General features: G+C 35.5%; 21 protein-coding genes and 2 pseudogenes. 15 read left to right on the top strand and 8 right to left on the bottom strand.

Features of this window, described 5'->3' with window-relative positions; all coding sequences use genetic code 11:
* Positions 1-88: 88 nt before the first annotated feature.
* Entirely contained in the window at positions 89-1243 is a 1155-nt protein-coding gene (locus HMPREF9378_RS03230) for a site-specific integrase (RefSeq protein ID WP_002914042.1), read from the bottom strand.
* Positions 1244-1294: 51 nt separating this feature from the next.
* Positions 1295-1813 carry a helix-turn-helix domain-containing protein gene (locus tag HMPREF9378_RS03235; RefSeq protein WP_000181350.1) on the bottom strand — a complete coding sequence of 173 codons (519 nt, stop codon included), beginning with the start codon at positions 1811-1813 and terminating at the stop codon, positions 1295-1297.
* A 147-nt stretch (positions 1814-1960) separates the two neighbouring features.
* Here HMPREF9378_RS03235 and HMPREF9378_RS03240 point away from each other — a divergent pair, with 147 nt between their 5' ends.
* The 4 genes from HMPREF9378_RS03240 (at position 1961) to HMPREF9378_RS03260 (ending at position 3956) form a co-directional block, all read left to right on the top strand.
* A complete protein-coding gene (locus HMPREF9378_RS03240; protein WP_000005472.1) occupies positions 1961-2242 on the top strand; it encodes a hypothetical protein in 282 nt (93 codons plus the stop codon).
* A gap of 8 nt (positions 2243-2250) precedes the next feature.
* Entirely contained in the window at positions 2251-3090 is an 840-nt protein-coding gene (locus tag HMPREF9378_RS03245; RefSeq protein ID WP_002914039.1) for a phage replisome organizer N-terminal domain-containing protein, read from the top strand.
* Positions 3091-3448: 358 nt separating this feature from the next.
* On the top strand, positions 3449-3781 hold the full coding sequence (locus HMPREF9378_RS03255; RefSeq protein WP_001220782.1) for a hypothetical protein: 333 nt from the start codon (positions 3449-3451) through the stop codon (positions 3779-3781).
* A complete protein-coding gene (locus HMPREF9378_RS03260; RefSeq protein WP_000469564.1) occupies positions 3762-3956 on the top strand; it encodes a hypothetical protein in 195 nt (64 codons plus the stop codon). Before HMPREF9378_RS03255 ends, HMPREF9378_RS03260 begins: the two co-directional genes overlap by 20 nt.
* Before the next feature lie 460 nt (positions 3957-4416).
* Here the strand turns inward: HMPREF9378_RS03260 and HMPREF9378_RS11890 are convergent.
* Both HMPREF9378_RS11890 and HMPREF9378_RS11850 read right to left on the bottom strand, forming a co-directional pair.
* A pseudogene (locus HMPREF9378_RS11890) lies at positions 4417-4794 on the bottom strand (hypothetical protein).
* 251 nt (positions 4795-5045) lie between these two features.
* Entirely contained in the window at positions 5046-5219 is a 174-nt protein-coding gene (locus HMPREF9378_RS11850) for a hypothetical protein (RefSeq protein ID WP_002914036.1), read from the bottom strand.
* Positions 5220-5247: 28 nt separating this feature from the next.
* On the opposite strand from HMPREF9378_RS11850, the gene HMPREF9378_RS03265 reads away from it, so the two are divergent.
* The 5 genes and pseudogenes from HMPREF9378_RS03265 (at position 5248) to HMPREF9378_RS11550 (ending at position 10042) form a co-directional block, all read left to right on the top strand.
* Positions 5248-5862 (top strand): CadD family cadmium resistance transporter, encoded by a 615-nt coding sequence (locus tag HMPREF9378_RS03265; protein ID WP_000615750.1) that lies wholly within the window; start codon positions 5248-5250, stop codon positions 5860-5862.
* A gap of 11 nt (positions 5863-5873) precedes the next feature.
* Positions 5874-6212, top strand: a complete 339-nt coding sequence (gene cadX, locus HMPREF9378_RS03270; protein WP_011999882.1) for a Cd(II)/Zn(II)-sensing metalloregulatory transcriptional regulator CadX — start codon at positions 5874-5876, stop codon at positions 6210-6212.
* A gap of 269 nt (positions 6213-6481) precedes the next feature.
* Positions 6482-6874 (top strand): Hg(II)-responsive transcriptional regulator, encoded by a 393-nt coding sequence (gene merR, locus HMPREF9378_RS03275; protein WP_001863748.1) that lies wholly within the window; start codon positions 6482-6484, stop codon positions 6872-6874.
* Positions 6875-6902: 28 nt separating this feature from the next.
* A complete protein-coding gene (gene merA / locus HMPREF9378_RS03280) occupies positions 6903-8561 on the top strand; it encodes a mercury(II) reductase (RefSeq protein ID WP_001031943.1) in 1659 nt (552 codons plus the stop codon).
* A gap of 159 nt (positions 8562-8720) precedes the next feature.
* A pseudogene (locus HMPREF9378_RS11550) lies at positions 8721-10042 on the top strand (ISL3 family transposase).
* 589 nt (positions 10043-10631) lie between these two features.
* On the opposite strand, the gene HMPREF9378_RS03285 reads toward HMPREF9378_RS11550, so the two are convergent.
* Together HMPREF9378_RS03285 and HMPREF9378_RS03290 are read right to left on the bottom strand one after the other, a co-directional pair.
* Positions 10632-11510: a LysR family transcriptional regulator gene (locus HMPREF9378_RS03285; protein WP_002914026.1), complete on the bottom strand. Its 879-nt coding sequence runs from the start codon at positions 11508-11510 to the stop codon at positions 10632-10634.
* Between the two features lie 127 nt (positions 11511-11637).
* Entirely contained in the window at positions 11638-11988 is a 351-nt protein-coding gene (locus HMPREF9378_RS03290; protein WP_002914025.1) for a helix-turn-helix domain-containing protein, read from the bottom strand.
* Between the two features lie 370 nt (positions 11989-12358).
* On the opposite strand from HMPREF9378_RS03290, the gene HMPREF9378_RS03295 reads away from it, so the two are divergent.
* From HMPREF9378_RS03295 to HMPREF9378_RS03305, 3 genes are all read left to right on the top strand, one after another.
* A complete protein-coding gene (locus tag HMPREF9378_RS03295; RefSeq protein ID WP_002914023.1) occupies positions 12359-13984 on the top strand; it encodes a malolactic enzyme in 1626 nt (541 codons plus the stop codon).
* Between the two features lie 76 nt (positions 13985-14060).
* The gene (locus HMPREF9378_RS03300) at positions 14061-15008 is read left to right on the top strand and encodes an AEC family transporter (RefSeq protein ID WP_002914021.1); all 948 of its coding nucleotides are present in this window, start codon (positions 14061-14063) and stop codon (positions 15006-15008) included.
* A 454-nt stretch (positions 15009-15462) separates the two neighbouring features.
* Complete coding sequence (locus HMPREF9378_RS03305; protein ID WP_002914019.1) at positions 15463-15975, top strand: GNAT family N-acetyltransferase; 513 nt, start codon at positions 15463-15465, stop codon at positions 15973-15975.
* A 140-nt stretch (positions 15976-16115) separates the two neighbouring features.
* On the opposite strand, the gene HMPREF9378_RS03310 is transcribed toward HMPREF9378_RS03305, so the two are convergent.
* Positions 16116-17252, bottom strand: a complete 1137-nt coding sequence (locus tag HMPREF9378_RS03310; RefSeq protein WP_002914017.1) for a YcjF family protein — start codon at positions 17250-17252, stop codon at positions 16116-16118.
* Positions 17252-17479: a hypothetical protein gene (locus HMPREF9378_RS03315; RefSeq protein WP_002914016.1), complete on the bottom strand. Its 228-nt coding sequence runs from the start codon at positions 17477-17479 to the stop codon at positions 17252-17254. Before HMPREF9378_RS03315 ends, HMPREF9378_RS03310 begins: the two co-directional genes overlap by 1 nt.
* 413 nt (positions 17480-17892) lie before the next feature.
* On the opposite strand from HMPREF9378_RS03315, the gene HMPREF9378_RS03320 reads away from it, so the two are divergent.
* The 3 genes from HMPREF9378_RS03320 to HMPREF9378_RS11630 all read left to right on the top strand — a co-directional run bounded on the left by HMPREF9378_RS03320 (position 17893) and on the right by HMPREF9378_RS11630 (position 20757).
* Positions 17893-18336: a hypothetical protein gene (locus HMPREF9378_RS03320; RefSeq protein WP_002914014.1), complete on the top strand. Its 444-nt coding sequence runs from the start codon at positions 17893-17895 to the stop codon at positions 18334-18336.
* 217 nt (positions 18337-18553) lie between these two features.
* The gene (locus tag HMPREF9378_RS03325; protein ID WP_002914012.1) at positions 18554-19804 is read left to right on the top strand and encodes a dicarboxylate/amino acid:cation symporter; all 1251 of its coding nucleotides are present in this window, start codon (positions 18554-18556) and stop codon (positions 19802-19804) included.
* A gap of 14 nt (positions 19805-19818) precedes the next feature.
* Positions 19819-20757 (top strand): ATP-grasp domain-containing protein, encoded by a 939-nt coding sequence (locus HMPREF9378_RS11630; protein ID WP_002914011.1) that lies wholly within the window; start codon positions 19819-19821, stop codon positions 20755-20757.
* Positions 20758-20908 lie beyond the last annotated feature (151 nt).

Raw genomic sequence — 20908 nt, 5'->3', positions numbered from 1 at the left:
TTGCAAAGTGCTTTTTTGTCGATTTTTGAGCTCAAATAGCTTTGTGATAACCTTCTGATAACCTCTTCTAAATTTTTAAAATCATGATTTATTTTGCTTTATTGAGATAGTCTGCAAATTTGTCAATAGAGTTTTTCTCACCAGTTTTTGTGGTGTGAGTATAGACATCTAATGTCACCTGACTGCTTGCATGACCGAGACGTTTTGATGTATTAGAAGGATCGATTCCAATTTCAGACATAAGTGTTGCATGTGTATGTCTAAACCCATGTGGGCTAATTGGTTTTAATTTATGCTTTTTAATAATTCGATTCAGTACGTTATTAATGTAATCAGCATGCAAAGGTTCAATTTTGTCATTACTTGATATGTAAGAGAACATATATTCATCACTAATATTCAGCTTTGTAAGAGGAAGCTGAGATTGTTCTTTCAGATAGAAATTTCTCCATTGCTTAATAAGATCGATTGTCTCATCATCAAGATAGATTGTACGAACTGAAGATTCATTCTTTGTGCTCTTTTCAATCGCTTTACCGTCAATTCTTCCTAGACTTTTATCTATGTTCAATAGATTGCTGTCAAAGTTAATATCAGCCCATTTTAAAGCGTATAACTCCCCTTTTCGTAGTCCACTAAATGCAAGCAGTCTAAATAAAGCAAAATGTTTAAATGGCTCAGTTTCTTTCACTATATCAAGGAAATGATGTAATTCCTCCAGAGACCAAAAATTATCTGATCTAGTTTTTTTGATTTTAGGCATGATAACATTCTTCATTGGATTTCGATCAATGTAGTTCATGTTGATTGCAAAATCAAAAATTTTTGAGGTATAGGATTTTATCTGTTTGATATTTTTGAAAGTCTGAGATTTTTGTGTAATAAAGTTTTGACAGTCTAAAGGACTGATTTGGTCAATAAATTTATCGCCAAATATTGGTAGAATATGTATTCGATAGATATTCTTAGTTTGGGAAGAAGTTGTTTCTTCAACGGTACCAACATAGGCATTAAACCATTCTTGATAAAGTTCTTTATAAGTGACTTTGGGGTTAGGTTTGTCGGTACTTACTGTGGGGGCAACGACACCAGCTTCTAAACGAGCTTCGTACAATTTTGCCTCTTTTTTGGTTTTGAACCCTCTCTTTAAGTGCCTTTTTTTCTTTCCATAAGCATCTAAGCCAATGTAAAAGCTGACATAGTATAGGATTCCTTTTTTTGTTTTGTATTTGTGTATAGACATTTTTTCTCCGTATCTAAGTTTTCGGAGCTTATGTAATTGAGAAATGAGTGTCTATCTATTTTTTCTATCTTCTTGGCGGATAGCGTATTCGTCTGTTTTAATCCAGCTCTGCCAAACTTTAGAATCTTTATTTTGGTGATTCATATAATCTATAAACTCAGACATAAAACGTTTGTTTTTCTCAGCTAGGTATTCTGAGAATATATGACGAAATTCATCTGAAAAACTATCATCAAGTGGTAGTGTTAATGCCCTTTCGCCAAATTCGATACTCTTCTTTAACTTCTCCATATCGCTTTTAAAAGGTGTCACAGAACCAATTTTAGATGTTTTGAAACTATCTGTAACAATTTTAAGATTTGATGGAGCGTGTGGGTTGCTATCAAGTCCCATAATGTAAGCGACGGAAACATTAAAGTATTTTGCCAATTTTTCAGCATTATCTTTTTTAGGTTTGCGGATTCCTTGATTGTATCCAGAAAGTGTAGGATAGGCTATATTTGTAGCTTCGCTAATTTCTGTCAATTTTTTTCCGCTATTTTCTATCAGTTTAGTAATATGATTCGTCATAAGAACCTCCTTTTTATCATTATAACACATTTTATTCTTTTTGAATAAAAAAGCTTGACAAAAATTCAAAAAGGATATATAATTCAAAATGAATAACAAATTAAATGGTTTCGGAGCTTATTTAATTTAGAAATGAGGTGTGAATTTATGTCGGAAACTACTTTAGTTGTCCAGCTTCCTAAAGAATTAGAGAAGCAATTACGTGCTCACTATGATGAGATGATTTCAAATGCTGTAGCAAGAGTATTTGAAGATAAAGAACTTTATAAACCTATGGTTCGTATGTCAGGTTTGTCTAGGTGGTTAGATGTATCTACGACAACAATCCAAAAATGGACGAAAGAAGGAATGCCAACCATGGTGATTGATGGAGTGACTTTATACGATAAAAGAGCAGTAACACGATGGTTGAAGCAATATGAAAGATAGGTACTCGTATGAATGGTGTTCAGTGGATCAAGATAACAACAGATATATTTGATGATGAAAAAATTCAGCTAATAGAATCAATGCCAGAAGGAGATACTCTTATTGTAATATGGTTTAAAATTCTGGTGCTTGCAGGAAAGCAAAACAATAGTGGCATATTAAGTCTAGGGAACAAGGTTTATTACACAGAAGAGATGCTTTCAACAGTGTTTAGGCGAAAGGCTACATCTGTAAAATTAGCTCTCAGCATGTTTGAAGAATTTGGCATGATAGAAATCATAGATGGCGCTATTACCATTCCAAAATGGGAGAAACATCAGAATATAGATGGACTAGAAAAGATTAGAAAACAAACTAGGGAACGTGTTGCTCGTCATAGACAAAAACAAAAAGCACTAATTACAGGCGAGCCACAACTCGTTTTAGACTGTAACGTTACAGTAACGGATGAAAATGATAATGTAACGCAAGAGATTAAGAACAAGAGTAAGAATAAGAAAGAGATTGAGAATATACTGGATAATAGTTCTAGAAAGCCTGAAACTTATATTCCACCCAAATATTATTCTTTGTTAGAATCCATTTCTTATAAGTACAATGATAGATTTTTGTATCCTAACAATTACACTTTAACACATGCTCAGAAGATGAAGATAGGCGAGTATTTGGTTAGTGGGTATGTAACTAGTGATGAAGTCATTAGCATGATTGAACGGATTCCTGAGGATGCGACGTCTCCTTTGGCGTATTTATTTAAGTCTATGGAGAATTTAAAGCAGGAACGTATGCTGGAGTGCAAAGCTATTGCCCATGAAAATGCCCGAAAGAAGTATATGATAAATGAGTAGATATAGGACTGTTCTAAAGAAATGTTACATCACTGAGGAGCAAAATGAAATAGTGAATAACTTGATTGAAATGACAAATCATCTAAGTTTTTCCTCTTATGCCAGAAAAATGTTATTTAAGAGCTCGCCTATTTATCTTCAATTTGATTTTGAATCTTATCATGACTTTATATTTCAAGTTAGAAGAATTATCAATAACTTACGTCAGTTAGAAAGAATAGCAGAACAAAGTGAGGATTTGGATAATGTAAGGATATTTCACTACTGCGTTGAGCTGATGATAGAATATGAAAAGAAGACAAGTAAACAAGTGAAAGAACTTGTAAAACGACTAAATAAGAAAACGAGGTGATAGGACATGAGAATAAAATCTGTGTTGAAACAGGTTTTTTTGACGGAAGAAGAAAATAAAAAATTAAATGATTGTATGAGGAAGGAAAATATTCGTAATTTTTCTGAGTTTGCTAGACAAAAATTAATACGAACAGATTTGAACATCCAAAAAGTCTCTTTTGAAGGTTTAGTTCCTTTAACAGAAGAGTTGGAACAAGTCGGAAAGAATATCAATTCTATAGCCCGTCTTGCAACTGTAGTTGGGAGAATAAGCTATGAAAACAAAATGGATATGTCTATTTTGATGCAAAAAATAGTTGATGTGATGGAGGAAAAAGATGTTTATTTTCAAAAGTAATATGGATAAGGATTTTGATCAGATATGCGAATACATATTGAAATTAAAGCGAGCAGAATTATTTCTTCATGGAATTAAACAACAAGATAAAACGAAGGCTCGTTTGTATCATGCGATGCTGGAATACTATGATGCTAACCATAAAAAAGAAAGACATATGAGAATTTTAAAATAAGGAAACGCTGTTAAAAATTTTGCAGCGTTTTTTATATATCTTCTTAAAATATTTGTACACACAAATGACAGTCAAATTGATTTTTGGGATTATTTTATCGAGAAGGAAAGATTTCTCATAATATGACTTTGCGAGCTCAGAGTCTGTATACACACACTCCCAAAATCATCCCAAAATTTGTATACACAAAGTGTATGTACTTTTTGGGATGATTTGAATTTTGGGGAATCCCCAAACCCCTGATGAATTATACGAGCAAAAAAATTTGGGAGTAAGTTTTAGAAAGAACTATTCTACAGTATTTAAAATCTGACTTTAAGTAAATTTTTTATTATGTGACTATTAGCCTGTCTCACTCTGCTAGGTACGAGACAAAAAAATACCCGCTATGCGGGTGTGTACTGACCCCCAAAAGTTAGACAGAAAAAATCTAACTTTTGGGGTCAGTACAAAAGCGTTTTTATTGTATAAAGAATATCAAATAGTTTGAGGGTTTTACTTGTCGCTGTATTTCTTCACTATCCTTTTTGTAATACTCCTGCTTTGTTCCTGAAATATCTACAGTGAATACGTCATCCTTGAAGGTATAATTCTCTTTTCGGTTTATGATATTAGAGCCAGTCGGTTCGATTGTTGCACTGTCTTTATCAATTGTAAAGGTGTCGGCCTCTCCTTTGTTGCTATTTCCTTTGTTACCTGAAATGGTAAAGGCAACTTCATTTCTACTCTCGTTTATTCAACGGTATTCGCCATCTAAAGAATTGCTTGATTGGTTAGAACATGCAATTAATAAAATTGTAGATAGAGACACTAAAAGTAATGTGATAAATCTTTTCATTTACATACTTTTTATTTCTATATTATATTAAAGAAACATTACATAAGTAAGAAAGTAATTTTTTAGGTTGATCTCTTTCTTTCGGGAAAATCATTATGTTTCGGAAAGTCAAGATTTTGTTATTATTTATGATATACTGGTACCGTAATTATATCCTTACAGAGGTTAAGTAAGGGTTTCAGTACACGCCAATAGATGTCAAAATATTGATTTTAAGCGATTTTTGATTTTTGGAAACTCATTATATCGCACTACAAATCAATAAAAACTGTACCTTTTTTAGATAAATATATTATCTGGATATTGAAGTTAAGCCCTGCTATCATTTCGATGGCAGGGCTTTTTAATATTTGGTACACTAACTTCTTATCTATATTTTGGTGGATTTTAAGTTGACATCTACAAAGTTTAATGTTAGAATACATTCAAAAATATATTTGAATGAGGTGTTTTATGATTCAAAATGTTGTTACTTCAATAATCCTGTATTCTGGGACAGCCGTAGACTTACTTATTATCCTAATGTTATTTTTTGCCAAAAGAAAAAGCAGAAAAGACATCATTAACATCTATTTAGGACAATTTCTAGGCTCTGTTAGTCTAATATTGCTAAGTTTGCTTTTTGCATTTGTCTTAAATTATATTCCTAGTAAAGAGATTTTAGGTTTACTCGGTTTGATTCCAATTTTCCTAGGTCTCAAAGTTTTGCTTTTAGGAGATTCTGATGGAGAAGCTATTGCCAAAGAAGGTTTGCGCAAAGATAATAAAAACCTGATATTTCTAGTCGCTATGATTACTTTTGCAAGTTGTGGTGCTGACAATATTGGTGTCTTTGTTCCATATTTTACTACCTTAAATTTAGCAAATTTGATAGTAGCTTTACTTACCTTTCTAGTCATGATTTATCTCTTGGTTTTTTCTGCCCAAAAATTGGCACAAGTCTCTTCTGTTGGAGAAATTTTGGAAAAATATAGCAGATGGTTTATTGCCGTTGTTTATTTAGGATTGGGGATATATATCCTGATTGAAAATAACAGTTTTGACATACTATGGACTATATTAGGCTAGGAGAAAATATTATGAAAAAAGATAGTATATGCCAAGTGAATATTATAAATCAACAAAATGTTACAACCGCAACGAACTACCTTGAAAAGGAAAAAGTCCAAAAATCACTTCGCATTTTAACAAAATTTACCGATAATAAACAGATAAATATCATCTTCTATCTTCTTGCTGTTGAAGAACTCTGTGTCTGTGATATAGCCTGTTTACTAGATCTCAGTATGGCATCTACTTCCCACCATCTTCGTAAACTAGCCAATCAAAACATCTTGGGCACTAGAAGAGAGGGGAAAATTATATATTATTTTATAAAAGATGAGGAAATCAGGGATTTTTTTAATCAACTAGGATAACAACTATTTTTACTACTTTTCCATGATTCTAGGGAGCTACTCTATGAAATTTCGGGTCTTCGGAATATATAGTGGAATTACTTTCTTAATAGTTTAAAAACAACTGGTGTTTAAATCGGATTTTCTGGTGGGATGTTAGGATAATCAATAGTATTATATAAAAGTATCAATCACATACGAGTGATACTTTGGGAAAAAAATAAAATAGTCCAATTTACTTGACCGTGTACTATGGTACATGGTTTATAATATTCAGGGGGTGAAATAAGATGATTTATCGCATTAGTGAGTTTGCAGATAAATGTGGAGTTAATAAAGAAACGATCAGATATTACGAGCGAAAAAATTTATTACAAGAACCTCACCGAACGGAAGCTGGTTATCGGATATATTCATATGATGACGTTAAGCGTGTTGGGTTTATTAAACGAATACAGGAACTTGGTTTCTCTTTAAGCGAGATTTATAAATTACTTGGTGTTGTAGATAAAGATGAAGTTCGTTGTCAAGATATGTTCGAATTTGTTTCTAAAAAACAAAAGGAAGTGCAAAAACAAATAGAGGATTTAAAACGAATTGAAACTATGTTAGACGACTTAAAACAACGATGTCCAGATGAAAAGCAATTACATTCGTGTCCAATAATAGAAACATTAACATGAGAGATTAATTAACGAAAGGAGCTTTTTTATGAATAAATTTAAGGTAAACATTTCAGGAATGACTTGTACGGGTTGTGAAAAACACGTAGAATCAGCACTTGAAAAGATAGGTGCTAAAAATATTGAGTCTAGTTATCGTCGTGGTGAAGCAGTATTTGAACTGTCCGATGATATTGAGGTTGAAAGTGCAATAAAGGCGATTGCTGACGCAAATTATCACCCGGGCGAAGCAGAAGAAATACAAGTGCAATCGGAAAAAAGGACAGATGTAAGTTTAAATGATGAAGGTAACTATGATTATGATTACATCATCATCGGTTCTGGTGGAGCTGCCTTTTCATCTGCCATTGAAGCCGTTACTTTGAACGCAAAAGTGGCTATGATTGAGCGTGGAACGGTGGGTGGAACTTGCGTTAATGTCGGATGCGTTCCTTCTAAGACCTTATTAAGAGCAGGGGAAATCAATCATCTAGCAAAAAATAATCCATTTGTGGGATTACACACTTCGGCTTCAAATGTTGATTTAGCGCCATTAGTAAAACAAAAGAATGATTTAGTAACCGAGATGCGAAATGAAAAATATGTGAATTTAATTGATGATTATGGTTTTGAATTAATAAAAGGTGAAGCAAAATTCGTAAATGAAAATACAGTTGAAGTAAATGGCAATCAAATCACAGCCAAAAGATTTTTAATAGCTACAGGTGCTTCTTCAACTGCACCTAATATTCCCGGATTAGATGAAGTAGATTATTTAACAAGCACTAGCTTATTGGAATTAAAGAAGGTTCCAAATCGTCTTACCGTAATTGGTTCAGGATATATCGGCATGGAATTAGGACAACTATTTCATAACCTCGGGTCAGAAGTCACTTTGATTCAAAGAAGCGAGCGTCTATTAAAAGAATACGATCCTGAAATTTCAGAAGCCATTACTAAGGCCTTAACAGAACAGGGAATTAATTTAGTAACAGGTGCAACCTATGAACGAGTTGAGCAAGATGGAGACATTAAAAAAGTTCATGTTGAGATAAATGGTAAAAAGCGAATTATTGAAGCAGAACAATTGCTAATTGCCACTGGAAGAAAACCAAATACAGAATCATTAAACTTACATGCAGCAGGCGTTGAAGTTGGTTCCCGTGGTGAAATTGTCATTGATGATTATCTTAAAACGACCAATTCCCGAATTTATTCAGCTGGAGATGTCACTCTCGGTCCCCAATTTGTTTATGTAGCTGCTTATGAAGGTGGACTTGCTGCTCGTAATGCAATCGGAGGACTAAATCAAAAGGTCAATTTAGAAGTGGTTCCAGGCGTTACGTTTACTTCTCCATCGATTGCAACGGTTGGTTTAACGGAGCAACAGGCAAAAGAAAAAGGATATGAAGTGAAAACATCGGTATTGCCGTTGGATGCTGTTCCAAGAGCGCTCGTTAATCGGGAAACAACAGGTGTTTTCAAATTAGTGGCAGACGCGAAAACATTGAAAGTGTTAGGGGCGCATGTAGTGGCAGAAAACGCAGGAGACGTAATTTATGCAGCAACATTAGCTGTGAAATTCGGTTTAACTGTTGGAGATCTGAGAGAAACGATGGCTCCATATCTAACAATGGCAGAAGGATTGAAGCTGGCTGTCCTAACTTTTGATAAAGATGTTTCGAAATTATCTTGCTGTGCAGGCTAAGGGAACTTTTTTACAACTCCCTATTCAAGTGAACCAGCTAATGCTTTAAGGGATTTTCTAAGTGCATTTGTGGTCACAAAAATAATTTAACACTGATGATTTCGACATCAAATCTATAATTGATACCTTAACACCGCAGAGTAATAAAGGATGAATAATATGTCAGACTTATTATCCTTACCAGACATTAAAACAATAGAACCGCCACAAGAAAATGAAACCGATATGATGTTTAAAGTTGAAGCAGTCGGACCACCTGAATGTTGTCCTGAATGTGGTTTTGACAAGTTGTACAAACACAGTTCAAGAAATCAACTAATTATGGATTTGCCCATTCGTTTAAAGCGAGTGGGCTTACAATTGAACCGTAGACGATACAAGTGTCGTGAATGCGGATCTACCTTCTGGGAACGCCTAATATCTGTAGATGAAAAGCGTAGTATGACCAAAAGGCTTTTAAAGTCCATTCAAGAGCAATCCATGTCTAAGACCTTTGTAGAAGTCGCAGAAAGCGTTGGTGTTGACGAAAAAACCATTAGGAACGTTTTTAAGGACTATGTGGCACTCAAAGAACGTGAATACCAGTTTGAAACTCCTAAGTGGCTTGGGATAGACGAGATACATATTATCCGTAGACCTCGGCTTGTATTGACTAATATTGAACGCAGGACTATTTATGACATCAAGCCTAACCGTAACAAGGAAACAGTCATCCAACGTCTTTCAGAAATCAGTGACAGGACTTACATTGAGTACGTCACAATGGATATGTGGAAGCCCTACAAAGACGCAGTGAACACTATCCTTCCACACGCTAAAGTTGTCGTAGATAAGTTTCATGTAGTTAGAATGGCTAATCAAGCCTTAGATAACGTCAGAAAGTCTTTGAAAGCCCATATGAGCCAAAAAGAAAGACGTACCTTATGCGTGAAAGGTTTATCCTTCTAAAGCGTAAACACGATCTAAATGAACGTGAATCATTCCTCTTAGATACTTGGTTAGGTAATCTTCCTGCTTTAAAAGAAGCCTATGAACTCAAAGAAGAGTTTTACTGGATATGGGATACTCCTGATCCAGATGAAGGTCATCTTCGTTATAGTCAATGGAGACACCGTTGTATATTCAGCAACTCTAAAGACGCATATAAAGACCTCGTGAGAGCCGTAGACAACTGGCATGTTGAAATATTCAACTACTTTGATAAAAGGCTCACTAATGCTTATACGGAGTCAATTAACAGCATTATTAGGCAGGTAGAGCGAATGGGTAGAGGTTACTCGTTTGATGCCTTACGAGCCAAAATCCTTTTCAATGAGAAGCTCCATAAAAAGCGTAAGCCACGATTTAATTCAAGTGCTTTCAATAAAGCTATGTTATACGATACTTTCAATTGGTATGAAGTGAATGATCACGACATTACAGACAACTTAGGTGTCGATTTTTCCACACTTATTAAGAATTTGGAGAAGGGTGATTTATAAGCCCTTTTCCACCATAAAATCCGAATACCCGAAATTTTTTGATGAAAATTACTCACAAGAAATAATATATAGAACTGTTTAAATATCTTCAGGATAGAAAAAGAAATTGTCCAGGCACGAAGAAACTGTATATTTGTTGCTAAACTGTACATCATCTTTATGATACGGTATTTCGTATTTCTCAACAACATAAGCTCCGAAAACTAAAATGTGATAACCCTTTGATAACCTCTCGATTTTCAAAAGGATTATATATGTAAATATTGAGGATTTATCTCTTAAAATTACTTGATTTTAGTGATAATTTACCATAAATATCATAATGTAGAAAAAACCAGGTCTTAAGAAAGCTCGTAAAGCATCACAATTTAGTAAACGTTAATTCGAGAGAATTACAGTACATACAAAGAGCACCTTTCGGGGTGTTCTTTTTTATCGACACTTTGTAGATTTATAATTGGGAATCTCGTTGAATGGTATCAGGTAAATGAAAAATTCGGCGATCATATTCTATTTCTTCGTGCTTTAGTCTAATACCTATAATGTAAAAAACTCTAGCTATCAGGTAGTTGATAGTTAGAGTCTTTTTCTATTCATATGATTTAATGAGATTAAATAAGGCTTCTACTTCTGATGACAGTGTAGCTGATTTGAGATAAGCGTAATAAACTGTAAATGTTATCTGGTCCTCCGGTATTAGAGGGATTTTTATTAAATCATCATCTTCATCAGAAAGTGCGATATCAGCCAGTAAACTAACGCCAATCCCTTTCTTTAAAAGTTCTTTAATGATGACAATGTCGTCACTCTTGAAGAATATTTCTGCCTTGTTTTGATGCTTTTGATTAAGTAGTTCAAAAGCTTTCAGGTGAACAAAGTGTTCGTCTAAAAGTATAAAGGATTGATCTACTAAATCTTCAAAAGTGAGGGAAAGAGCAGTAGCAAGAGGATGGTTCTTAGATAAAACGACATACAGTTCTTTATGAAAGAGTTCATGTGTCTCTATTGAAGGATGATTGAGTGGTTCAATCAATCCGAGTAAGCTCGCATCTAGTTCTCCCTTAAGGAGAAGGTTTAATAATTCTACGGATCCACCACGAATAGGACGTACCTTTTTTAAAAAATCAAATTCAGTTTCTTTATTTAAGACAGAGAAAAGATACTGAATGATAATAGGAGGGAATCCTACAGTAGAGCAATGCGCCAAAGAGCGATTAATTTCTTTGCGAGTAGAAATGACCTCAGGTAAAATCAGTTCTGTATGCTTCAGAAGGATTTGTCCTTGATTAGTTAGTTTAAAGGAGCGATGTGAAGGATCATGGTGAATCAATTTGCAATTAAAAGATTCCTCTAAGCGCTTGATGGCATAAGAAATAGATGGTTGGCTGACTTTATGTTGTTTTGCTACTTCCGTATAGGATTGAAGCTGGCAGAGGTCATAAAAATATTGTAGATCTTTTAAATTCATATGGGCTCACTTTCATTAGTTGGAGAAGGAAAATAAGTGGAAATCACCAGATAAATACTTTTTATCCGTATCCTACAATTTGACTATACGAGTATTCACCGGTTAAAATGTAAGTGAGTCAGGGATATCAAAGGTTATCTAAGATACTTTCAAAAATGACCAACATCTTTTCTCGTTTATCAATAGGGAGCTGTTTAATCTTCATGTTGATTCTTTTGAGTGAAAGATTGTCGGTCTTATCAGAGGTTGATTCAAGGCTATCAAAATTGAAAAATTCCTCTGGGGTCATCTCTAGGGCGTCAATCACTTTTTCAAGACTGTGAATGGTCAGATTCACATTTTGGTTTTCGAGTTGGTTGATATACTTAAGCCCAAGTCCCGCTTGTTCCGAAAGTTCTTCCTGGCTCATTTTGTTTTGTGTTCGAAAATATTTCACTTTTTTGGAAATATATTGTTGTAAATAGTTTTTAGTTGTCATATAAATAGAATACAAGTTTTGTATGACAAAAAAACACCTTAAAAAATACGAAGTATTGTATAAAAAACTTAAATGATATTTATCTATTGTAATTTGCCTTATGGATTTATATTTTAGTATGGCTTTATTTGTCCGATGGTAAAGAGCGATTACCGAAAATCTTATGAGTATAGAAATTTATAACATAAAGAGGTTAAAGAATCACAAAATGGTGCTTTGAGTAATAATCTACAGAATAAAGAGTTTTCAATAACACTTTACTTCTAGACTCATTATAACATATACACCAAGGATTATATTTTTTAAATAACAAAGTTCGTCTCAAGATACATATTAAGTGGTATAATATTATCAAAAAGGAGGTTGCACTATGACTGCACATGATATTTTAAACAATCCTTTCCTTAATAAAGGGACTGCCTTTACCTTAGAGGAGCGGAAGGAACTTGGTCTTATTGGTTTATTGCCACCTTATGTTCAAACCATTGAAGAACAAGCGGCGCAAACTTATGCGCAAATGCAAACAAAAGCCAATGATTTGGAAAAGCGTCTTTTCCTAATGGAAATTTTTAATACCAACCGGACTCTTTTCTATTACCTCTTTTCTCAACATTTGGAGGAATTCAATCCAATTGTATACGATCCAACCATTGCAGATACCATTGAAGGCTATAGTGACCTCTTTGTAGATCCACAATATGCGGGATATCTTGATATCAATCATCCTGAAAATATTGAAACCACTTTGAAAAATGCTGCTGGTGATCGCGAGATTCGTCTCATTGTTGTAACAGATGCAGAAGGAATCCTTGGAATTGGAGACTGGGGAACAAATGGTGTCGATATTTCTGTTGGGAAATTAATGGTCTACACGGGTGCTGCTGGAATCGATCCTTCTATGGTTCTTCCTTTAGTCATTGATGCAGGGACTAACCGTGAAGAACTTCGTAACAATCCTAATTACTTAGGGAATCGTCACGAACGGGTTCGCGGAGATCGTTACTACGACTTCATTGACCAATTCGTTCAAACAGCAGAACGTCTCTTTCCTAAACTCTACCTTCACTGGGAAGACTTCGGTCGCTTGAATGCTGCCAATATTCTTGAAAAATACCGAAAACAAATTCCAACCTTTAACGATGATATTCAAGGTACAGGAATCGTTACCTTAGGTGGCATCTTTGGTTCACTAGATATTAGTGGCGAAAAATTAACAGATCAAGTTTATCTCTGCTATGGTGGGGGAACAGCTGGTGCAGGGATTGCTTCTCGTGTTCTTCGTGAAATGGTTAGTGAAGGTCTTTCTGAAGAAGAAGCCTATAAGCGCTTCTTTATGGTTGATAAGCAAGGACTTCTCTTTGATGACATGGATGACCTAACTCCTGAGCAAAAACCGTTTGCTAAGAAACGTGTTGACTTTACTAACGCAGACAAGTTGACTGACCTGCTTGAAGTAGTGAAGACTGTGAAGCCAACCATTCTTGTAGGAACGTCAACTCAACCTAATACCTTCACTAAAGAAGTAGTAGAAGCTATGTGTGAAAACACAGAACGTCCAATGATCTTCCCCTTGTCAAATCCAACCAAATTGGCAGAAGCAAGTGCCAAAGATTTGATCGAATGGTCAGATGGCAAAGCGTTTGTTGCAACGGGAATTCCTGCTGATATGGTTTCTTATAAAGGTGTAGACTATGTGATTGGTCAAGCAAATAATGCCTTGATTTACCCAGGTCTTGGTCTAGGTATGCTGGCTTCTGAAGCAAGTCTTTTGACTGATGAAATGATTGGAGCAGCGGCTCATTCATTGAGTGGTATTGTCAATCCAGGCCAACCAGGAGCTCCTGTTTTGCCGCCGTTCAAATATGTAGCAGATGTTTCTATTAAAGTAGCGGAAGCAGTCGCTAAAAAAGCGCAAGAGCAAGGTCTTGCACGCGCTAAGGAAACAGATATGGCCAAAGCAGTTCGTGATTTGAAGTGGTATCCAGAGTATAAATAATTCATTTCTGCTGCTATCCTTCTATACCGACAGATTTATATAGGCTGTGGACTTAAGAAATTTAGAAAGGATACCTATGTCACTCTTTTTAACCTCGATTACGAGTATCATTCCGATTATCGCTATTATTGTTTTGGGGTATATTCTTCAGGTGAGGGGATGGTTTGGAGATGACTTTGGTCCCAATCTGTCTCGTTTGATCATGAATGTAGCCTTGCCAGCGTCAATTTTTGTGTCGGTGATGAAATACCTAACACTAGATAAACTAATCAGTCTTTCTGGAGGCCTCCTTTATACTTTTGTGGCATTTATCTTAGGATATATGGTAGCTTATATTGCAGTTATACTTTTCAAGGTCCGTCCAGGACGGCGAGGGACCATGATTAATACCTTTGTGAATGCCAATACTATTTTTATCGGTTTACCATTAAACGTTGCTCTTTTTGGGGATCAGGCTCTTCCTTATTTCTTAATTTACTATATCACCAATACGATTTCCACCTGGACATTGGGCGTGTATTTGATGACGAGCGACAGTAAATCGGGTCAAAGCAAGGAGACAACTAAATTTGACTGGAAGAAATTGCTACCAGCTCCGCTTGTAGGTTTTCTTGTCGCCCTACTATTTTTGATTCTCCGAATTCCTATTCCAGATTTCGCAACGAATACCTTGACCTATGTTGGAAATATCGTCACTCCCCTATCTCTGATTTATATTGGTATCGTTCTTGCTAAGGCAGGCTTGAATACCATTGCTTTTGATAAAGATACAATTGTCACTTTGGTTGGGCGCTTTATCCTAGCTCCTCTGATCATGCTTCTTGTATTGAAGTTCTTTTCCCCAAATATGGCAACAGTAGAATTTAAGACCTTTATGATTCAGTCCGCGACACCAGCTCTAGCCGTTCTCCCGATCCTTGCTAATCAAGGAAAAGGAGATGTGGAATTCTCTACGAATGTAGTGACTCTAAGTACGGTTCTATTTATCGTTGTTATTCCAATATTACAAACTTTATTAGGATAAGAAGGAAGAGGATAGGATTGAAAGTTATGCGCTAAGAAATTTCCTTATTTAAAAAATATTGATTCAAATTTTATGAAATTAATCAGTAGATATCGTTCTGAAAAACCTTGATATTACGCTGTTTTTAGTCCAACTGAAACTCATACTTTCCAAACCAGGTCTTAAGAAAGCTCGTAAAGCATCACAATTTAGTAAACGTTAAAACTTATTTACATTTATTGAAAGCATTTCGTATCCAACATACGGGGTGCTTTTTTCATGTTTTTTTGAAAAATTCACCTCAAAATACACCTTAGTTTTACCTTGATCTTGAATATTATTTTGTTAATAGTCTTTTGTGTTATAATGTAAAAACGATATGAAAAAATAAAAGTATTTGTTTGAATTCTGTAAATTTCATTTTGTGTAAAGATAAGAAAATTTGAATGTAGATAATGATGGGAGATGTTTTACAATGATAAGTTTAGAGCTGATGTCTGAAGAAAATAGTATAGATGTATATTCTTTTGAAAAAGAAAATCGGGAGTATTTTGAGCGAAATTTACCTCCTAGACCAGGTAACTTTTTTGATCCAGAAAGTTTTAAGGAAATTACAGCAGAATTGTTAGCTGAACAAGATAATCATAACGTATACATGCATCTTATTAGAGATGTGCAAGGCGATATGGTCGGAAGGATCAATTTAAGTGTTTTAGGGAGTGATAGAAAAACAGCAGAACTTGGATATAGGATTGGAGAAAATGTTACTAATTTAGGCTATGCAAGCGAAGCGGTTAAACTCGTTTTAGACAAGGCATTTCATACTTATGGTTTAAATAGAATCATTGCGGGAACAGCAACGGATAATCTGTCCTCTAAGAGAGTGCTTTTGAAAAATGGTTTCACTTTTATTAGGATTATAGAAAATGATTTACAAATTAATAATGAGTGGGTGCATACAGCAGTATTTGAGATAAGGAATCTATAGTATTATCATTCCCAGTTTACTGGTAGAATCAATGGAGTTATCAAACTTTACTAACATTCAAAAGTTTTCTCTTGGATGTCTTTTTTTATGTAAAAAGGAATTTAACCTAAAAATACACCAAGATTCAAAATCTTGGTGTATTATCTTTTTTTAGATAATCGTTCTCTAAAGAGTTTTGTCATTTGTTTTTGTCCGGCAGGAGTAGATAGTGCTTCTTTGCTTATTTCTCCTTTAAATATTTGTTCCATTAAAAACAGGTAAGCTTCACCCAAAGCTGTTGTAATTAATCCAGCAGTGGTTCCAGAAATCGTTCCGCCAACTGCTGTGCCTACTCCTGGGATAAATTTCAGTATATTAGAGACAATTGTTTTTCCAAGGAATGTTGCTCCCCCTGATCCTAAAGTTGAGGATACAAAGGCGGTTAGAAAAGTTTTATTTATATCAAGCCCAAAAATTACAGTAATGCCAGTAATCATGCTTATCTGGGTCGGCACAAGCATGAAGGCATCCGCAAAAGGAACTGGAGCGAAACCTTCACCAAAACTTGCTGCTACTGCAGTTGCAATGACTGCCCTAGCATGTTTTTTTTTAGATTCCAGAGATACTTTTTGGATGTTTTGCAGTGTATCCTGTAGTTCAGTTGGCAAGACCTCAGACATTACATCAATCAAAGTATCTAATCCAAAAGCTTTAGCGACATATTCCTCATCAAAATCCATATCCTGAGCTAAAATTGGCACAACTTTACAAACATCTAAGTTTTCCTGCTCAACATGAGCTTTCATTTCTAGTGCTTTCTTTTTAGGTACAGATTGAGTAAGGACAACGATGATTGGCACCTTAGACGTTTTATTCTTCTCAGAAAACTCTCTGAGCCATTCCACTTCCGAACTATCGAAAGTACGGTTTGAACCAACATTAATACAATACCAAATGCAGTGAATGACCTCATTGATATCATTAGAAGAGTAACCGTTGTTAATTAGTTTAATGACTTCATCTTTGACACTCTCCTGTTGGGTATATGACAATTCAAAGCCGGGTGTATCATAGATAGCCAAAGGATATCCATTTTTTTCAATTTTGCGAATTTCCTGAGTTACTGGTCGGCCTAGTCCAGTATCAGCAAAATTCCCTCTAAACAAACTATTAATTAGTGTGCTTTTGCCAACACCTGATTTGCCAATGACGATGATGTTTAATCTTTTTAAATTATTAATTTTATCATTAATCGCGTTGAGACATTGCTGCGCAATATTATCTGTATTGATTTGCATTATCTTCTACCTTTGTTATAGTCAGATTTTTTAACTAACATGTCCTTCCCATCAAAACTAGTTTTTAGATGATTGGTTAGTGTTACTTGTTTTTTATATACATAATTTCTAGTTTTTTTCAATACTCTAGGCAGAAGAACTGTAGAGGCTAAAATTAAAGCTCCGCTTCCTAAGATATATTTGACTTTAGAAGAATTTCTTTTTTTGTTACCTTTTGTCTTTGACATAATATTTCTCACTAATATGTTTTTTTAAATAATTATATCATATAAGAAATTAAAAGAGTCAATTTAATGATTTTGCTTATCTCTTTGTTTTAAAGATTTTAGAACAACTTCTTTGATAGAAATTGAAGTAATGTTAGCAGTGATCTATTAGGTGTAATGAAGAGGGGGCAAAGATATTGAAGATAGAAAAGTAGTTATGTGGCTTTCAGCTTGTCTCACTCTCCAAGGTACAAGAAAAATAAACCACCTGCCTTGCGGGTGTGGTTCATAGATTTAGTAATTTATAGATTTTTAAAAATTTATATAGTAAACTAGATGTGTAACATTGGGTTTTGAGTGATTGAAAAATTAGTATGGATGTTACTAGCTGTTTTAGAAAATTAGTGTGGTATCAAAAAATTTAAGGAGACGTTATGAAAAAACGAACGAAAAGCATAATTGCAACAATTTCATCAATAGTGGCGCTCGTAAGTCTGGGAGGATGTACCCTTACCCAAAAAGAAAGTAATAAAGAAAATCAGAAAGTTGCTTATTCAAAAAAGGCTATCAAAGATGATAAAGAAGCTATCAAGCAAAAACAGCTCGCTTATCTAAAAAAGCATGAGCAAGAAATTATAGATTTGGTGAAAGCTCAAAGTCCAAAAGTCGAATCAGTTCAGATTGATTGGGAAGAGACGCAATGGAGTGATGGCGGTCTTACAAATCCCGAGTATTATATTAATGTTTTTGGGCGTATCAATAATATTGAAGAATCGGGGTGGGGAGTGGATATACCGATTAATGATGATGAAAGTGTAAATCTTGAAGAAATGATTATAGGTAATTACATAAGTGTCGGAGGTGAACCGATTGACTAATTGGAATTTGAAAAGTTTTAATAATATATGCTTCGTTAGAGGAATCATTCTATAGGGATAAAACTAATAGACATTCAGGAGTTATTTCTTGGATGGCTTTTTTACGCTATTCAACTCACCTATAAAATTCTTCTATTACTTTCATAGAAAATATATATTAGCCAGATAGGGGCAATCATAGTAAAATAGCTATCAAAATAGACTAAAGGAGTTTGGAATGAAAATCGTTTCTTTATGGTCAAAGGTTTCTCTGGGCTTACAACTCTTGATTGCTTTAATTTTGGGTGTTCTTGTTGCTCTTATTTGGCCGCAGTTTTCGGCTTTTTACCAGTTTCTGGGTCAAGCTTTTATCAGTTTGATTAATATGGTGATTATTCCGCTGGTCTTTCCGGTTGTAGTCGTAGCAGTAGCCAGTGTGATTGGTAAGAAATCTTTCGGGAAGCTTTTGTCAAAGAGTCTGCTCTATTTCTTTGGGGTCACGACGGCGATTACCTTTATTTTTGTCTTTGCATCTTATTATCTGGGCTTTGGTAAGGGAGTCAATATCGGTCAGGCGGGAGCCAGCATTGACGGGATTGCCAAAAGTATTCAGCTGGATGAGTTCTTGCTTAGCTTCATTCCCTCCAATATTGTCAAGTCGCTTTCAGAAGGAGCTCTGCTTCCTATTATTGTTTTTGCTATATTTTTAGGATTTGGGCTTGGAAGTCTCAAGGAAGAAAAGACTCAGAAAGCTGTTGAGCTGCTGCAGATTTGGATTGAGGCTATTTATAAAATTGTCGGTGTGATTGTGAAGCTGTCTCCGATTGGTATTTTTGGTTTTATTGCTAAGGATGTGGCGACGACAGGAGTTGACAAGTTGGTCGGTTTGGGGCAATTTGTAGCAGGAACTTATCTGGCTTATGCGGTTCTAGCTTTAGTGATTTTTCCTTTGATTGCTTTTGCTTTTAGAGTTCCTTATCTGACAAGTTTACAACGGATTTGGAGCCTTCTGACTTTGGCTTTTGTCTCTGGCAGTTCTAGTGTTGTCCTGCCGCCACTGTTGAAGGATTTAAAGAAGCAGGGGTATGATGAGCATGTCATAGATTTGGTTGTGCCTTTGGGTTACACTTTTAATCTTGAAGGGGCTGCTGTTTATTTCTCTGTAGCAACCATTTTTATTGCGCATGCTTATGGGATTGCTTTTTCTGTGTCAGGACTCTTCTTCACTGTTTTGCTTTTGACTTTGATTGGTAAAACGGCTGCGACTGTGCCTTCAGGAGCGATTGTTGTCTTGCTGGCAGCTGCGCCTCAGCTAGGCCTACCGGTGGAAGGCGTTGCTTTGATTTTTGCGGTTGATTTCTTTGTCAATGCCGGTCGAACTGCCCTCAATGTTCTAGGTCAAGTCTTGGCCGTCAGTGTTATTGAAAAGACGGAAGGCAATGTAGTAGAAGAATCGAAAAGCAGCAAGCTGGCTGTTCGGTATTCCTAAAGGAGAGAAGACTTATGAGTCAAGCAAAAGTATACGTTATTCATGAAAATTTGGAGTGGACGCAGCACTTGGTCAAGTGGCTGGAGGAAAAAGATGTGCCCTATGAACTGTGGGATTTGTCCAGCGGGATCCTAGATCTGCAGAGTCCGCCCCCAACAGGAATTTTCTACAATCGGATGTCTGCTTCTTCTCATACGCGTGGACACCGCTATGCACCGGAATTTACAGAACAAGTTCTAGCTTGGCTGGAAGCTCACGGTCGCAAGGTCATCAACGGAAGTGGGGCTATTAATCTGGAAATCAGCAAAATTAAACAGTATTTGAAGCTTTCTGAAGTTGGAATTGCTTATCCGGATACAGTAGCCGTTTTGGGACAGGAGAATATTCTTGAGGCAGCTAGAAAGCTTAATATTTATCCTCTGATTACCAAACATAATCGGGCTGGGAAAGGTTTGGGAGTGCAGCTCTTCAATAGTGAGGAAGAGTTGGAAGCCTATGTAGACAGTCCTGCTTTTGAACCTTCTGTGGATGGGATTACCCTGCTTCAGGCCTATATCAAGCCTGCGGATGGTCGCATTCGTCGTTCGGAGTTCATTAACCAGAAGTTTCTTTATACAGTGTCCATCGATTCATCAGAAGGCTTTCAGCTTTGCCCGGCAGATGGGTGTCAGATTGGACAAAGACCTGCTCAGTTGGAAACATCGGATAAGTTTCAAATCACGGAGCCACTGCCTGCTAGTCAAAGACAGGCTTACGAGACATTTCTAGCTCAAGCTGGTATTGATGTGGCAGCTATTGAGTGGGTAGAGTCGGAGGCAGGTCAGATTTATGTCTATGATGTGAACACTAATACCAACTATAATCCGACAGCAGAAGAAAAAGCAGGAATTTTTGCTCATCAGCACTTGGCAGAATATCTAAAGAACGAGCTGGCAGCATCCTATTCAGAATAAATTTAAAACAAACAAAAGCTTTCCGTTTTGGAGGCTTTTTGTTTTTACTTCGTTTCCAAAATATGACATCTGTCATTTTGTTTTTGTGACAAACGTTAGGTGAAGCGCTTACAAAAATTTGTTATATTTAGATTATTGAGATTGCTTCTTT

The sequence above is a fragment of the Streptococcus sanguinis SK1 = NCTC 7863 genome (assembly GCF_000194945.1).
Taxonomy (GTDB): domain Bacteria; phylum Bacillota; class Bacilli; order Lactobacillales; family Streptococcaceae; genus Streptococcus; species Streptococcus sanguinis.
The sequence above is the reverse complement of the archived record's forward strand: the minus strand, read 5'-3'. Positions and strand labels throughout refer to the sequence as shown.